This is a genomic window from Geomonas sp. (genome assembly GCF_056994735.1).
Window position 1 is genome coordinate 1 of the sequence record NZ_JBXKJL010000277.1, and the last position, 13270, is coordinate 13270.

At 63.1% G+C, this 13270-nt stretch carries 12 protein-coding genes; 8 read left to right on the forward strand and 4 right to left on the reverse strand.

Annotation, left to right across the window (positions count from 1 at the left end; translation table 11 throughout):
* The first annotated feature begins 139 nt into the window (after nt 1-139).
* The 4 genes from AC11W3_RS11955 (at nt 140) to AC11W3_RS11970 (ending at nt 3524) form a co-directional block, all read left to right on the forward strand.
* The gene (locus tag AC11W3_RS11955) at nt 140-526 is read left to right on the forward strand and encodes a hypothetical protein (RefSeq protein WP_484091468.1); all 387 of its coding nucleotides are present in this window, start codon (nt 140-142) and stop codon (nt 524-526) included.
* Nucleotides 527-832: 306 nt separating this feature from the next.
* Nucleotides 833-1084, forward strand: a complete 252-nt coding sequence (locus AC11W3_RS11960) for a GSU3128 family (seleno)protein (protein WP_484091469.1) — start codon at nt 833-835, stop codon at nt 1082-1084.
* A 58-nt stretch (nt 1085-1142) separates the two neighbouring features.
* A complete protein-coding gene (locus AC11W3_RS11965) occupies nt 1143-2462 on the forward strand; it encodes an MATE family efflux transporter (RefSeq protein ID WP_484091485.1) in 1320 nt (439 codons plus the stop codon).
* A 3-nt stretch (nt 2463-2465) separates the two neighbouring features.
* Nucleotides 2466-3524: a class I SAM-dependent methyltransferase gene (locus tag AC11W3_RS11970; RefSeq protein WP_484091470.1), complete on the forward strand. Its 1059-nt coding sequence runs from the start codon at nt 2466-2468 to the stop codon at nt 3522-3524.
* A gap of 309 nt (nt 3525-3833) precedes the next feature.
* Here AC11W3_RS11970 and AC11W3_RS11975 read toward each other — a convergent pair whose 3' ends face one another.
* Nucleotides 3834-4814 (reverse strand): beta-ketoacyl-ACP synthase III, encoded by a 981-nt coding sequence (locus AC11W3_RS11975; RefSeq protein ID WP_484091471.1) that lies wholly within the window; start codon nt 4812-4814, stop codon nt 3834-3836.
* 63 nt (nt 4815-4877) lie between these two features.
* Nucleotides 4878-5195, reverse strand: a complete 318-nt coding sequence (locus AC11W3_RS11980) for a hypothetical protein (protein WP_484091472.1) — start codon at nt 5193-5195, stop codon at nt 4878-4880.
* A 118-nt stretch (nt 5196-5313) separates the two neighbouring features.
* Here AC11W3_RS11980 and AC11W3_RS11985 point away from each other — a divergent pair, with 118 nt between their 5' ends.
* The gene (locus AC11W3_RS11985; protein ID WP_484091473.1) at nt 5314-5901 is read left to right on the forward strand and encodes a HEAT repeat domain-containing protein; all 588 of its coding nucleotides are present in this window, start codon (nt 5314-5316) and stop codon (nt 5899-5901) included.
* Here the strand turns inward: AC11W3_RS11985 and AC11W3_RS11990 are convergent.
* Both AC11W3_RS11990 and AC11W3_RS11995 read right to left on the reverse strand, forming a co-directional pair.
* Nucleotides 5898-7211, reverse strand: a complete 1314-nt coding sequence (locus tag AC11W3_RS11990; protein ID WP_484091474.1) for an HD-GYP domain-containing protein — start codon at nt 7209-7211, stop codon at nt 5898-5900. The two genes, AC11W3_RS11985 and AC11W3_RS11990, sit on opposite strands and share 4 nt — an antisense overlap.
* A complete protein-coding gene (locus AC11W3_RS11995) occupies nt 7204-8787 on the reverse strand; it encodes a HEAT repeat domain-containing protein (protein ID WP_484091475.1) in 1584 nt (527 codons plus the stop codon). The genes AC11W3_RS11990 and AC11W3_RS11995 overlap by 8 nt, the downstream gene beginning before the upstream one ends.
* 392 nt (nt 8788-9179) lie before the next feature.
* On the opposite strand from AC11W3_RS11995, the gene radA reads away from it, so the two are divergent.
* The 3 genes from radA to AC11W3_RS12010 all read left to right on the forward strand — a co-directional run.
* Nucleotides 9180-10538 (forward strand): DNA repair protein RadA, encoded by a 1359-nt coding sequence (gene radA, locus AC11W3_RS12000; protein ID WP_484091476.1) that lies wholly within the window; start codon nt 9180-9182, stop codon nt 10536-10538.
* A 137-nt stretch (nt 10539-10675) separates the two neighbouring features.
* The gene (gene dksA / locus AC11W3_RS12005) at nt 10676-11032 is read left to right on the forward strand and encodes an RNA polymerase-binding protein DksA (RefSeq protein WP_484091477.1); all 357 of its coding nucleotides are present in this window, start codon (nt 10676-10678) and stop codon (nt 11030-11032) included.
* 40 nt (nt 11033-11072) lie between these two features.
* On the forward strand, nt 11073-13270 hold a 2198-nt coding region (locus tag AC11W3_RS12010; protein WP_484093079.1), incomplete at its 3' end, for an ATP-binding protein.

Genomic DNA, 13270 nt, shown 5'->3' on the forward strand with positions numbered 1-13270 from the left:
CTATAATTTAACTATTTACAGCGGAGGAGAAAATAAAATATGATACGGCAGGGTTCGTCAAATGACGGCGGTTCCAGGCATCCCATCCTTTTACCATGGCGCTGGATCTCGATCGGGTCAACAAAACAGGGAGTGTTGCATGGCCAAAATTTTAGAGTTCAGAAGGGTGAAGCAGGAAAGGAAGGTAAAGGTCGAAACGCTTCTTGAACCGGATCATCTTGAAGAAGACGTCAACGCCATCATGACTGATTACTCCCTGACTCCTGCCAACAGGCGCTGGATCCTGGAAAACATGCTGATGGAGATCGACGAACAGCTCGAAGCATATAAGAAGGAACTGGAAAAGGCCGAACGGAAGCTCGACACCGTGGTCAAGGCTGCCGAACAGGAGATCGTAGCGGCCTACTCCGAATTCGAGACCCACGTGGAGGACATGACCAAGGCGGTAAAGAAACTGACCAGGACGCGCCGGACGAGGATGAAGGATGCCGCTTCACTGAGTCTGGAAATGCCCGAGCAGATGTAGCAGTCACTGCTCGCACCTCCACCATCGCGATGATGTGGGGCGGATGATCATCCGCCCCTACATCCGCCTCCGCCCTTCCCTCTCACGGTTCCCTCCGCCGGTGCCGTTTCACGAACTCCACCCGCCATCGGCCGCCCACGCTCCTCCCGGAGCACTCCCCCCCTCTGACGTCAGCATCTCCTGCCCTCAGCACCTGAACAATCACTCTTCCCGCATCTATACTGTTTTCACAGCTTCGGCTTTATGTTATTAGCTATTGACCGGTACGTTAACAGCACTTTGTTCTTTTATTCCAAGGGAGGAGCCATGAAGATCCGCAAGAAGATCCTGGATTACGAGTACGAGGAAGTTCTGGAAACTAAGTACAGGGAACTGATCAGGGTAGGTTGTGCAGTGGCGGTCGGGTGCCCGACCTGACTTAAGAAGCACTTCGCGGTCGCGAAGGAAGCAGGCGCCACCGAAGCTGAACTGAAGGAGGCCATAGCCTACGGGATCATCGCCCCCTCGGGGAGGGCGAAGAACTTCGCCGTCGGGATGCAGGAAGAACTCGGGCTGTAGGGTTCCGGAGAAAGGTAGAAACGAGCATGCACTCTTGAGGCAGCACATAGCAACCAGGATGAGGAAACGGGTATCGATCCGGCGCGATGTCGCGGCCCTTTCGATGCCCGTTCTCCTGTCATCACTATTCCAACGGCTGGTCTCCATCGTCGATATCTTCATGGTCGGGGGGCTGGGCGCCGCGGCCATCGCCGCCACAGGGCTCGGGCAGCTCCTGATCTTCGTGGTGATGACCGTCTTCTGGGGTCTCGCCACCGGGGCCACGGTCGTCATCGCCCATCTCTGGGGCGCCGGGCGTAGGATGGAGGCCAGAAGAGCAGCCTTCGCCTCTCTCCTCTTTTGCGCGGTGCTCGCTGCAATAGCGACCGTCCTCGGGAGCCTGTACGGCAAGGACGTCGCGCGCTTCCTCGGCGCCACCACCGACGTCCTCGCCTACTCCTCCGACTACATCCGGCTGGTCTTCCAGTACTTCGCCTTCACGGCCGGATTGAACATCCTCTCCGCCATCATGCAGGGGACCGGGAACACCAAGACCCCCATGCAGGGCGTGATCCTGGTCAACGTCCTCCACGTCATGATCGCGTACCCGCTCATCTACGGCCATTTCGGCTTCCCGCGCATGGGTGTCGTCGGAGCCGCCTGCGCCATCAACCTCTCCGAGGCCTGCGGATTCCTCTACCTCCTGGTGCAGGCGCTGCGGATGAATTATCTCAAGATCGGCCGGCCGGACCTGGTCCTGCTCAGGAAGGTCTGGGACATCGGCTACCCCGTCGCCCTGGAAAGGATCGCCCAGCAGTCGGGGCAGCTCTTCTACTCGAAGTTCATCATCGGCTTCGGCACCGCAGCCTACGCCGCCCACCAAATCGGGCTCTCCATCGAATCCCTCTCCTTCATGCCCGGGGCCGGGATGGGAATCGCCGCGGCCACCCTGATGGGGCAGGCACTCGGCGCCCGCAAGGTCAGGCGCGCCCACCTGAGCCACACCGAAGCCTTGCGCCTGGCCATCATCGTCATGGCCGCCATGGCCGTGCTCTTCTTCTCCGTGCCGCACCACCTGATCGCCCTCTTCACCAGTGACCCCGACGTCATCGAAAAAGGGAGCGTATTCCTCAGGCTGGTCGCCTTCGCACAGGTCCCGCTGGCCATCTCCTTCGTCTACGCCGGCAGCCTGCGAGGCACCGGCGACACCCACTACGTCTTCGTGGTCACCCTGATCGCGATGTGGGGAATCAGGGTCTTCTTGTCCTGGCTCGCCGCCGTCCCCCTTAACCTCTCCCTGTACATGGTCTGGGGCGTCTTCCTGATCGACTGGTTCTTCCGCGCCGCAGCCTTCGCCTGGCGCTACAAGCGCCGCGACCTGCACAGCGTGATCATCTAGCTTATGGAGCCACGCTACCGACCGACACTCGCTGCCGAAGAACGGCAAAGGCGACTCGACCTGCTCCTTGTCCCGGGGACCCTTGATGACCCCCGTATCGCCGGGAGAATCGACCGCCTCGCCCGTGCCTTCGAAAGTTACCGCGATACCTATCCCCTCCCGCTCTGGGCGCCCGGCCTGATAATCACCAATGAGATGACGGCCTGGACCGAGGCGCTCCTGCCGATGGCGGAGATACGAGTGCTCTTCGATCTGGTGTTAACCGCCGGCTGCCGCTTCCGCCCCTTCCTCTCGGGGAGCTATCTCCACACCTCCCCGACTTGGCTGCACCTGCTCGACAAGCTCAAGCCGCAGTTACCTCAGGCCGACCCTTCCGTGATCCTGCACCGGCTTTGTCAGGACGGAGAGGCCCGGATGGCCTTTCTCTTCGCCCTGATGCTGCCGCACCACTTCGGCGGAGGGTTCGACCGCTATCCGCTCCAGGCGCAATGGATAGAGGGCTGGCTGGGAGAGAACTTCGGCAGGCTAGGCGGGCGCATCAGGGGACTCGATAGCGCCTGTGGAAGCGGTGAAGGCACCTACGGTTTGGCGGAAACAGTATCGGCGGCAGGGTACGGGGAGGGCTCGATGGTGCACGGCTCGACCATAGAGCCGATCGAGCTCTTCGCCGCGGCACACGTCTTTTTCCCGCACGATCCGAGGCGGGAGACGGAATACCGGACGAGGGTCGAGCCGCTCATGCGGGAAGGGGGCATCGAGCTGGAGTTCTATCCCGATGATGTCGGAGCCGGAACGGGGATGGGCGGGTATGATCTCATTCTCTGCAACGGTCTTCTCGGCGGTCCCCTCATGCACGATGCGGAAGAGCTGGCTGGAGCGATTGAGGCCCTGGCCGGGCGGCTGGCGCCGGGCGGGATGCTGCTGGCGGCGGACAAATTCCACGCAGGGTGGCGGCAGCGGGTTCCGGTGGAGATGCTGTCGGCGCTGATGCGGCAGCACGGGCTGACGCCTGTCGAGGTGCCGGAAGGAGTTGCGGGGAAACGGCAGGGGGAATATTTGTAGTGGGGTCACTGCAGCGTTCGCGCCCGGAAGGGCGCACCTACGGAAGAGGATGGCAGCCGTTGAGAGGGACGCTGAGGCGAAGCTATCACTGATGCGGCAGGGCTGACGCCGGTCGAGGTGCCGGAAGGAGTGGCGGGGAAGCGGTCGTAGGTGAGATAAAAGAGAGATACCGCGAGGAAAGCGGCGTCTGTTCATGTCAGTTTGCCAAACGTCCCCCCCTTGTCAAAGGGGGGACAGGGGGGATTTGCCTTTATGATGTGAGGCTGGCTCCATTCACCTTTCACCTTTCACCTTTCACCTTTCACGCCTCTAGAACTGCATCAGCACGCCGCCCCAGGAGAGGCCGCCGCCGAAGCCCATCATCAGCACCAGGTCGCCCGGCTTGATCACGCCGTTTCTGCGATTCTCGTCGAGCGCCAGGCCGACCGAGGCCGCAGCCGTGTTGCCGTAACGGTCCAGGTTGAGCAGGAACTTATCCTTCGATATCCCCGTCTTCTTGGAGATGAAATCGATGATCCTGACATTCGCCTGGTGGGGGATGATGTGATCGATCTGCTCGGGCTGGATTCCGGCGCGCTCCGAGAGGTCGTTGATGATACGGGGTATGACGTCGGTGGCGAAGGTGAAGACGCTCCTGCCGGCCATCTTGAAGGTGTTTTCCTTAAGGGCCACCGTCTCCGCGGTGATCGGCTTCCTGGATCCGGAGGACGGAACCTGGATCAGCTCCCACCCTTTGCCGTCGCTCTTCATCATGCTGTGCAGGATCCCTTTGCCGGAGGTGCCGGCACCGAGAATGACCGCGCCCGCGCCGTCGCCGAAGAGCGGCGCCGACCCCTTGTCGTCCATGTCGAGTATCTTCGAGTAGGTGTCGGCCCCGATCAGCAGGACCTTCCGGTATTTCCCGGAGCGGATCAGGTTGTCGGCAACCTCGAGGCCGTAGATGAAGCTGCTGCACACCGCGTTCATGTCGAAGGCGAAGGCGTTGTCCGCCCCGATGTTCTTCTGTACCATGCAGGCGGTGGCGGGGAGGATCATGTCCGGCGTCGAAGTGGCGACGATGATGCAGTCGAGATCGAGAGGGTCGAGGTCGGCGTTTTCAAGGGCGAGAAGTGCTGCGCTGGTGGCAAGGTCTGAGGACGACTCGCCCTCTTCGGCGAAACGCCGCTCCCGGATGCCGGTCCTGGAATGGATCCACCCGTCCGCATCATCCACCAGGTAGTCGAAAAATCCATTCGTAATCACCCTCGCGGGCACGAACCCACCGGTCCCCAATATTTCCGATTGCACCATGCTTTTACTCCCCTTTCCTTGCCGTATACGACACATCGTTATCTCATAATAAAATTAAGTTTGTCAATTAATTGTGGCGGGTTTGTCGAGTGCCGCATCGATCACCCCGTAGACCCAAAGCACCAGAAATGCGCCCAGCACCCAGCGGGCGTACGGCGCATCGGCCTGTATCGCGGCGAGGACTTTTTCGGCGCCGACGCCGCCTCCCCCGGCCACCATCAACTTCCCGGCGCTGCGCAGCGCGATGAAGAGCGCTGCCAGGATGAAGAAGTTGTCCAGCATGATCATGACTCCACCCTTCAGGCGGCACCCCCGGCAGAGCTGCCCCAGTCCCGGCAGGACGAAGGCCGACAGCGCCACGTACTTGATCCTTTTTCCCATCAACCTACTCCTTTTTTCCCTGCATCCGTACTTCCCTCCGCCTCAAAGCACCTTTTCCGGCACCATGAGGAACTTTTTAGGTTGTGGAACGGGCGGATTTTTGCTAGTTATCACCGCTATGGAAAGAGCATCTCTCACCAGAAGGCGCGAAGCCATCATCCCGCTCCTCAAGGACGCCGACGCGGAGGTGCGCCTGAAGGCGGCCCGGGCGCTGGAAGCGCTCGAAGCGACGGAGTGCCTCGAGGATGTCCTGACCACTCTGAAGCGTGGAGACCGCGGCGCCAAGATCGGGGCCATCTACGCCCTCGGCCGGATCGGAGGCGAAAAGGTGCTTCCGGCCCTGCTTTACTGTGCGGGCAGAAGCGAAGAGGACATCCGGTGCGCGGCGGTGAAGGTGCTGGGCGAACTGGCGGCCCCTGAGGCGCTTCCCGTCCTGCTGGAAAAACTGGATGACCCCTCTCGCGCCGTGCGCGCTCTCGCCATCGAGGGGCTTTCCCGCTACAAGGACCCTTCGATCGTCCCCAGGCTCATCCCCTTCCTCTCGGAAAACGACGGCATGCTGGAGGCCGAGGCGGCCCTCGCCCTGGCCCGTCTGGGTGACGCCACCCTGGAGGAGCCGCTCATGAAGCTGACCGCATCCCCCCACGAGAAGACCCGGGCTGCCGCGGCGACGGCGCTCTCGATCCTCCCCCTGGAGCCGCGCTAGAAGTAGCTCGCGACGTCGATCCCCTTGACCATGGGGTCGACCAGGTCGACGATCCGCTCCCCGCCGGAAAGAAGACTCCTCAGCTCAGGCTCCGCCAGCGCCCTCCCCGTTCCGTCCAAAATCACCTTGACCACCGCCGCGCCCTTTTCCTCGGAACTCGGGGCGACCACCACCGCTATCTCGTTGCTGTCCAGCCGCACCAGGCTCCCGGTCGGAAACTTCCCGGTCAGCTCCAGGAAGCGCTCCACGATTTCGGGGCTGAGGCTGGTGCCGCGCAGGCTGCGCAACCGGTCCACGGCCTCCTTGGGCGGCATCGGCCGCTGGTACGCCCTCAGGGTCGTGGTCGCGTCGTAGCAGTCCGCGACCGCGACGATTCCGCTGGTGACGCCGAAGATTTCGGCCCTGGCCCACTCGGGATAGCCGGTCCTGTCGTGGCGTATATGATGCCCCAGCACCGCCTCGGCCACCCCCTCCGGCACCCCCTCCATCTGGCGCACGATCTCGGCCCCGAACTGGGGATGCTTCATCATCTCCTGGAACTCGGCATGGTCGAGCTTGCCGGGCTTGTTCAGGATCACCTTGTTGATCCGGGTCTTGCCGACGTCGTGGAGAAAACCCGCCATCCCGGCCTCTTCGACTCGGTCGGGGGAGAGCCCCATCGATGCCGAGAGGGCCATGGCCAGGACGCCGACGTTGACGCTGTGCTGGAAGGTGTAGTTGTCGTAGTCCTTGATCATGGTGAGGCCCAGCAGGGTCGCCGGCTCCTTGACCGCCGCCGAAGCCAGGCTGCTCACCACCGTCAGCATCCGGCGGCTGTTGGGAATCCTCCCGTTTCCGATCTCGTGGAAGATCTCGCCGATGGCGCTGACCGCCTCGTTGTAGGTCTCCGAGAGGGTCTCGCTTTCCCTCACCTCTATCGAGTCGATGGCTGCCTCGCGAAGGCCCGCGGCGACCGCTGCGGCTCCGCCGTCGGGCTGCGCCAGAAGCTGCGCCAGCACCATCAGGTCATTGGCGGTGACCGCGACTTTCAGGGTCAGTCCCATGACCCCCTTTTCCTCCATCAGGCGCAGGAGCTCCTGCAGGGGCGGGGTCGGTGCGAAAAAGAGGTGCTCCCCCACGGAAAGGACCCCGTCGACCACGGCGAGGCGGACGTCGCCCGCGTCGCGGTGCAGGATGGCGGCGGTCTGCGCCATCTCCCGGAAAGGCTGGAGGGAGGCTGGGTGACCGGGAGGATAATATCCGCCGCCCCGTATGCCGCCGGCCAGAAGCGTGGCCAGCCGCTGTGCGTGCTGCAGACCCTGTTCAGTCATCGATCGCTCCGGAGACCCGCTCTATGGCGTCCACCGCTTCCCGGCAGGCCTCGGCAAAGGCGCCGCGTCCCGAGGCCAGCGAGGCCAGCACCTGGAGGGCCGCCTCGTCGCCCAGTATCCCGAGCGCGAAAGCCGCGGCGAGCTTCAGGTCCTGCCATTTCCCCAGCATGGGCCATCCCCTGGTCTTCAAAATCTTCACGAGGCTCCCGGTCGCCCTGCGGTCGCCGATCCTCCCCAGCGCCGTCAAGAGTTCCTTCTTCACCGCGAGCGTCTTGAGCAGAAGATCCCGCCTCTCGAGCATCTTGATCAGCGCCGGTACCGCCTGGCGGCTGCGCATCAGTCCCAGCGAGAGGATGGCGTGCCTGACGATGCCGTCGTCGTGCTCATCGAGCAGTGTCATCAGCGTGGACTCGGCCGGGTCTCCGCCGATTCTCATCAGCGCGCGTATCGCCTCCTTGCGCACGCGCTGGTCCGAGTGGCGCAGGACACCTTTGAGCGCCACAACCGAATCGGTGGAGCGCAGCTCGCCCAGGATGGCCACCATGTTGCGGACCACGTACCACCGTTGGTCCTTCAGCATGGCCACCACCGGGGCCACCGCTACGTGCCCCAGCCGGACCAGGGCCGCGGCCAGAAGCTTCCTCTCGAAAACCCCCTCCGACAGCGAGATCCTCTGGATGATCCAGTACGCCCCCTTGACCCCCAGGGCGGCGAAGATCCGGTGGATGCTGTCCTTGTCGCTACCCTCGCGGTTCTCCAGGTGGTCAAGGAGCAGATCCGGCGACACGTCAGCGACGCGTTCCAGGGTAAAAAGGGCGTATTCCCTCTGGGGGAGATCCCTTTGCGGATCCTGGTGCTGCCGCAGCAGCTCCTCCAGGACCGGCAGCACCTTCACCTCACCGGCCTTCTCGCGGTACATCTCCACCAGCTCGCGGCCGAGCTGCTGGTAGCGGGCGTCCCGCTTCTCCTGCGACATCAGCCGCAGGATTTCCTTTATGTTGCGCTCCCCTTCATCCTCGGCGGGACCGTCGGGGGAGTCGGGGAGTGCGACTCCATCCCAGCTTTCGCCGCCGCCGTGGTCAGGAACGGGAAGGCCGCGCTTGGCCCAGATAGCGGCGATGTCCTTCTCGTTGATCCAGACCGTGCGGGAGCCGCTTTCCTCCAGGCGCTTGGCAAACCCGCCGAAGGAGGACATCTTGTAGGGATCGGCGCTCAGCAGGTCGACGAAGACCTCCAGATCGCGAAGGAGCAGGTCTTCCATGAGGGTGATGGTGGCGACGCGGCGGATGAAGCACTCGTGAGCCAGCTGCTGGATCATGGCGCTCCCCTCCGCCCCATCCCCGCCGGGGGTGAAACCCTGGCGGTTGACGGTGAGGGCCAGTTCGCGCTCCGCTACCAGGCGTCTGAAGGACTCGAACGCGCGCTGCAGGGGCTCGGTCCGATAGGGGTGCCCCTGAGGGTAGAAAGCTGCCCCCTTCACCGCCTTGTAAAGGTCGACGAGTCCCTGTGTCAGCAGCGCGGACATGTCGGTCGGCGCGGTGACGAGCCTCAGGAGATTTTTCTGCCCAGCGGTCAAAACTCCTCCCCGTACTTCACATTAGAGCCGCCGCTGATCTTAACTTAGACATGGAAACGTTGTCAAACGAATAGCCCCCGCAGCGTGTGCCGGATGTTGACAGCCGGGGGCGAAGCGCTTACTATTCCGGCACGTTTTGAAGGTGAGGCAATTTCCCGTTCACCCTGTTGAGGGTGAGGCAATTCCCGTCCCCCCTGAGCCTGTCGAAGGGTGCACTTCCCTCCGCCGTTCGCCCCGAGCTTATCCCCCTTCCCTGGAGGGAGGGGCCAGGGGGTGGGGGAAGCTGCCCTCCCATCGATCAGACGACTGGGGCACGAGCGGTAAGTGACACTGCACGCAGATGCCTGAACATGCCGCAGGCTCAACCACGGCGGCAGGGCAACCGGAGAGGTATGGCAAAGGTAAAGATAAAAACCGGATTCGTCTGCTCGGACTGCGGGGCCGTCTACCCCAAGTGGCAGGGCCACTGCACGGCGTGCGACGCCTGGAACACCGTCAAGGAGATCCGCCTCGGCGGCGAGCGACCCGGAAGGCGAGACGGCTTCGCAGGGGCCCGAACCGAGGTGACGCTGCTGGCCAACGTGGAGTGCACGGAGCAGGCGAGGTTTTCCAGCGGCAGCGAGGAGTTGGACCGCGTCCTCGGGGGAGGCTTCGTCCCCGGCTCGGTAATCCTAATCGGAGGCGATCCGGGCGCCGGAAAGAGCACCATCCTGCTGCAGACCATGTGCTTTGCCGGGGCCGCCAGGGAAGTCCTCTATGTCTCGGGCGAGGAATCGCTGCAGCAGATCGCCGGCCGCGCCAGGAGGCTCCAGCTCCCCCTCGACCGGGTTAAGATGCTGGCGGAGACCTCGGTGGAGCGCGTGCTGGAGGCGGCGGAGGCGGAGCGGCCCGAGGTCATCGTCATAGACTCCATCCAGGTCATGCAGGTGGCGGGCGTCGATGCCGCCCCCGGCGGGGTCTCGCAGGTGCGCGAGAGTGCCGCCACCCTTACCTGCTTTGCCAAGACCTCGGGAGTGGTGCTGATCCTGGTCGGGCACGTCACCAAGGACCAGGCGCTGGCGGGACCGATGACCCTCTCCCACATGGTCGACACCCAGATCATGCTCTCCTCCACGGAAGACGCCCGCTACCGCCTGATGCGCACCACCAAGAACCGCTTCGGCCCGGTCAACGAACTAGGTGTCTTCGCCATGACCGAGAGGGGTCTGCGCGAGGTCAAGAATCCCTCTGCCATCTTCCTCTCCCGCACCGACACCGCCGCCCCCGGGAGCCTCATCAGCGTCCTGTGGGAGGGAACGCGGCCACTGCTCGTGGAGATCCAGTCCCTGGTGGTGGACGCCCAGTACGGGTCGCCGCGGCGGCTCGGAATCGGGCTCGACCAGAACCGGATCGCCATGATCCTCGCGGTCATCACCAAGCACGGGGGGCTCGTCCTTTCGGACCAGGACGTCTTCGTGAACGTGGTCGGGGGAATCCGCGTGGTCGAGACCAGCGCCGACCTTGCCGTGGCGCTCGCCATAGTCTCCAGTCTGCGCAACACCATCCTTCCCCAGGACCTGCTGGTCTTCGGCGAGGTCGGCCTCTCCGGCGAGATCCGCCCGGTTTCCAACGGCGAGGCGAGGCTCAGGGAGGGGGTGAAGCACGGATTCACCCGGGCCATAGTCCCCAAGGGCAACGCGCCGAAAAAGGGGCCGGAGGGGATGGAGATCGTGGGAGTCGCCAACCTGGTGGAGGCGCTGGAGGCAATCTGACCGCCGATCCGGCTCGTATACGGGGAGCTAATATCACTCTGCTGTAATGGCACTTGCAGGACCCGCAAAAAATTTTCCTTTACTAATATCGAAAAATCCTCTTTAATAACGAATTGATTCCGCAAAGGACAGGTGTCATGAATACGGAAAAACTCGAATTTTTCAGAGGTATCCTGCAGGAAGAAAAACGCATGCTTCTCGAGGAGGCAGGCCGCACCGTCTCCGAGATGACTTCCGATACCACGAACTTCCCCGATCCCACCGACAGGGCGACCCAGGAGTCCGACAGGACCTTCGAGCTCAGGATCCGTGACCGGGAGCGTAGGCTCATCAACAAGATCCAGGAAGCCTTGGCCCGCATCGATGCCGGGACCTTCGGCATCTGCGAAGTATGCGAGGAGGAGATCAGCGAGGCGCGTCTCAAGGCGCGGCCGGTGACCACCCTCTGCATCGACTGCAAGATGGAGCAGGAAAAGAAGGAAAGAGTGCGCTGATTCCACTATCCCGCTAGCTGCCGTATCCTTCGGAGTTCCCATGGCTGCCCGGAAGGGACAAAACCTCCTGGAGCAAGCGTTACGGACCGCACAGGCCTCCGGGCGCTCCCCTCAGGCCCGGGTCAGCGCACTGCTCCGCCTGGTAGCCCGCACTTTCGACCTCTCCTCGGCTACCCTCTACCTTCCCGAACCAAATCCCGGCGCCCTCACCCAGCGCTTCAGCACTCTGCCGTCCCACGCCGGCCGCGGCTGTTATATTCCCTTCGGGGAGGGCTGCGCCGGTCGCGCCGCCTTCGCCGCTTTACCGCAAACATCACTCCTTCATGAGCTTCATCCCGACGAGCCGACGGCCCCAGGGGAAGAAACCTTCCTGTCGCTCCCCGTTCTGGACGCCAACCGCGTAGCTGCCGTCATATCCCTTGCCACAACCGGTGGAAGCCTTCCCGCCGCCGTTTCATCTATCCCTGACGAGCTCGGTCCGGTTTTCATTATGACTGCGGCAGAGATAGCCGCCTCCGAACGGGCGGAACAGGGACGCCGCAACCTGGCCCTCATCTCCTCGCTCGGGAAGCTGCTGAACTCACCCTACTCTCCACAAGCCCTGTTGCCACAGGTTCTGAAGGTCTGCATCGCAAACGGCCCGGTGCATTGCGCCGTTATCCGGCTGACCGATGAGGAACCCGGATTTCCCTCCCTCTATGAAAGCTGCCGGAAGGAAGCGAGGCCCATCCTCCCCGCCATGCTGGGGGCGGAGCCGGAGCTGTCGGCGCACGCCCTCGCCGACGGAATCACCGGCAGCACCCTGCCGGGACAATCGAACCTCCCCTGCCATGCCGTCTGTACGCCACTAGGCTGCAACGGCAGGACCCTCGGCTCCATGACCTTCTTCGGAGGCGCCGAGCTTGTGGGGGCCGACCAGGTAGACATGGCGGAGACGGTGGCGCGGCTGGTCTCATGCGCGCTGAACGAGGCGATCGGCTCGCAACGGATCCTGAAGTTCGCCCGTGAGAACGAGAAGAAGGTCAAGGAGCTATCGCTTCTCTACCGGATGAGCAACACCATGCTCTCCACGCTGAAACTGAACAAGCTTATCCACCTGACGCTGACCGCGCTCACCTCCAGCCCCAACCCCTTCTTCGACCGCGCCATGCTCTTCCTGGTCAACGAGCGCTCCGGGGTGCTCCTCGGGATGCTGGGGGTCACCACCGAGACCTCCCCTTCCCTGTCGCTGCCGCAAGGCGGGAGCGACGACATCCTCTCCAGCCGCTGGGATATTTCCGAAGAAGAGATGGCCGCCCAGCGGGAGTCCGAGTTCTGCCGGCAGGTGATGGGCAAGAGGCTGGAACTGGACGGCTCCCTCAACATCGCCTCCCAGGCAGTGCTGGAGAAGAGGCTGATCTACATCCCCGGAGACGGAGACGACCTGGACCCCGGGCGAGGGCCGGCACTGGCCGCATCTCCGCTGATCGCCCATGGTCAGGCCGTAGGTGCCGTCCTGGTCGACAATGCCCTGACCCGGGCACCGATGAACCAGGAGGATTTGAGGTATCTCCAGCTCTTCGCCAACCAGGCGGGCATGGCCATTGAAAACTCGATGCTGTACAACAGGATCGAAGACGCCAACCGGCAGCTGAAGGAGGCGCAGGAGAACCTGCTCCAGAAGGAACGCTTGGCAGCGATTGGCGAGATGGCCGCGGGAATCGCCCATGAGCTCAAGGGCCCGCTGGTGTCGATAGGGGGATTTGCGGGGCGGCTGACCAAGAAGCTTCCCCAGGACACCAGCGAATGGGGGCACGCCGACCTGATCGTGCGCGAGGTGCAGCGGCTGGAGGGCATTCTCTCCGAGATACTCCTCTTCTCCAAGAAGCCCACCATCTGTTACAGCCGCTGCAACCTGGTCGACATCGTCAATGATTCGCTGGCCGTAGTGAACCCGCCGCTCGAGGAGAAGCAGATCGGCGTCACCACCAGGTTCCCGAGGAAGAAGGAGCTCCTTCTGGGGGATGCGCAGCAGCTGAAGCAGGTCTTCATCAACATCCTCCTGAACGCACTCGACGCCATGGACAGCGGCGGCAAGATCGTCATCCAGACAGCCGCCAGCGAACTCGACGGCAAGGAAGCGATCTGCGTGAAGGTAGCCGACACCGGCGGCGGGATCCCCCTCGAAGCCCTGAACAGCATCTTCACCCCCTTCTACACCACCAAAGAGAGCGGCACCGGGTTGGGCCTGCCCATAGC

Excerpts from the sequence above, each read along its gene's own strand:
- AC11W3_RS11955 (WP_484091468.1), top strand. The coding sequence starts at position 140 with ATGGCCAAAATTTTAGAGTTCAGAAGGGTGAAGCAGGAAAGGAAGGTA.
- AC11W3_RS11965 (WP_484091485.1), top strand. The coding sequence starts at position 1,143 with ATGAGGAAACGGGTATCGATCCGGCGCGATGTCGCGGCCCTTTCGATG.
- AC11W3_RS11970 (WP_484091470.1), top strand. The coding sequence starts at position 2,466 with ATGGAGCCACGCTACCGACCGACACTCGCTGCCGAAGAACGGCAAAGG.
- AC11W3_RS11975 (WP_484091471.1), bottom strand. The coding sequence starts at position 4,814 with ATGGTGCAATCGGAAATATTGGGGACCGGTGGGTTCGTGCCCGCGAGG.
- AC11W3_RS11980 (WP_484091472.1), bottom strand. The coding sequence starts at position 5,195 with ATGGGAAAAAGGATCAAGTACGTGGCGCTGTCGGCCTTCGTCCTGCCG.
- AC11W3_RS11985 (WP_484091473.1), top strand. The coding sequence starts at position 5,314 with ATGGAAAGAGCATCTCTCACCAGAAGGCGCGAAGCCATCATCCCGCTC.
- AC11W3_RS11990 (WP_484091474.1), bottom strand. The coding sequence starts at position 7,211 with ATGACTGAACAGGGTCTGCAGCACGCACAGCGGCTGGCCACGCTTCTG.
- radA (WP_484091476.1), top strand. The coding sequence starts at position 9,180 with ATGGCAAAGGTAAAGATAAAAACCGGATTCGTCTGCTCGGACTGCGGG.
- dksA (WP_484091477.1), top strand. The coding sequence starts at position 10,676 with ATGAATACGGAAAAACTCGAATTTTTCAGAGGTATCCTGCAGGAAGAA.